A 1780-nucleotide genomic window follows, 5' to 3' on the forward strand; every position below is an offset into this window, starting at 1 on the left:
CTGCATGGGTGTCGAGCTCCTTTCTGTGATACTTCTCTATAGTAACACAAAAGCTTTCATCTATCACTGACAACTATGCTAACACACAGGGATCTCAATCATAAAGTGTCACAACTTGAAATTATAACTACTAAGCAACAGCTTAAACTGGAAGCTAGTAATGGTTATTACAAAGTACAGCAAAATAAGACCTTATTGGCAATCGCCAAACAAACAGTAGATGATTTTAGGGCTCATCTTACCCATGTCCAACAAATGTACGATAGCGGAGTAGTCCCATGGTATGATGTACTGCAAACCAAGGTTCGGTTGGCAAATTCGGAAAATGATTTAGTAAAAACGCAAAATAATTATGATTTAGCCATTTACAGCTTAAATAAAACGATGGGATTACCATTGCACAGCGAAATTATGCTGACAGAACCGCTTATCTATCAAGAATATGTTTTGGATTCGAACGATGTCACCGCCTATGGCTTGGCACATCGTCCAGAGATAGTTCAGCAGCAGGATAATATTAAAATAGAAGAAACAAAAATTAAAATTGCCCAAAGCGAAAAACATCCTAAGGTTATACTGAGTGGGACTATGGCCTGGGATAATGATGACTTTGCAGGTACGGCAAATAGAAATTGGACAACTATGTTAGTAACCCAATTGAACCTATTCGATTCTGGAAAAACAAATGCCAAAGTCAAACAAGCCCAATCCGGCGAGTTAGCCGCACAAAAACAAGCCCAGCAAACACATGATAACATTTTATTGGAAATCAACGATGCTTATCTGAGTATGAAGGAGGCAGAAAAACGAATAAGTACTAACGCAACAGCAATTGAAGAAGCCAGTACAAATTTTGATATTGCACAAAAAGCTTATACTGCTGGCGTTGGTACCAACTTAGACGTTATGGATGCTGAGCTGGCATTGAATCAGGCAAAAACTAATTATACAAATGCATTATTTGACTATAACATGAGCAAAGCTCGTCTTAATAAATCTATAGGTAAAGAATAAGATCTTTCTATAATAAATGACTTATTTTTATGCCATGCAAACAATTTCGAGTTTATCCCGAAAACAGTAAAAACCTCTAGGACAATGTAAAATCTGGTTCAAAAAAAGAAAGGACTGTTTATAATGAAAAAGAACATATTTGCTTTAACTGCTATTCTCTTCGGAGTCGCTTTTACAGGTTTGACCCATGCTAATCCAGCTCCGGCACCGTTTACCATAACTAATATGAGCAGTAGCGAAAAGGATATTTATAGAGATGTAGTGGACAGTAACCCTACTTCTTATAGCAAACGGGAAGTCAATGGACATGTTTATGAAAGCTGGGTTGATAACGACACAGCCTATACAAAAGTGGATGGGGACTTGGTAAAAACCTATAAGATAGATAATGGCCAAGCTGAAAGAAACATTATTAACATGAGCAGCAATCAGAGATAAGTATTGGTTCTGATTGTGCATGGATATAGATAAGAGCGTATGTAAAATGATAAATTTTACATATAAATAAAAATGAAGCTGCACAAAATAGTTATTTTTGTTGTTCTATACTAAATGTTGGGGTAAGCAAAAACTCAAGCTTACTCTGACATTATTTTTTACAAAAAAAGAGCATAAAACAAAAAAATCCGTTACAATTAAAGTCTCTACACTAAAAAGAAAGGATTGATGTTTTGTAAGCGCAAAATAAAACAGTGGCTGTAAAATATACCCTAAACATGAGATAATTCCTTTAGAGTTTTCAGAGCAGGTCGAAAAACTCGAAAAA

2 protein-coding genes are annotated in these 1780 nt (G+C 35.7%); both read left to right on the forward strand.

Features of this window, described 5'->3' with window-relative positions:
- Positions 1–105 precede the first annotated feature (105 nt).
- Entirely contained in the window at positions 106–1014 is a 909-nt protein-coding gene (locus EDC37_RS12170) for a TolC family protein (protein WP_243642197.1), read from the forward strand.
- A 123-nt stretch (positions 1015–1137) separates the two neighbouring features.
- Complete coding sequence (locus tag EDC37_RS12175) at positions 1138–1452, forward strand: hypothetical protein (RefSeq protein ID WP_132551736.1); 315 nt, start codon at positions 1138–1140, stop codon at positions 1450–1452.
- Positions 1453–1780: the final 328 nt, after the last annotated feature.

The sequence above is a fragment of the Pectinatus cerevisiiphilus genome, from assembly GCF_004341685.1.
GTDB classification, from domain to species: domain Bacteria; phylum Bacillota; class Negativicutes; order Selenomonadales; family Selenomonadaceae; genus Pectinatus; species Pectinatus cerevisiiphilus.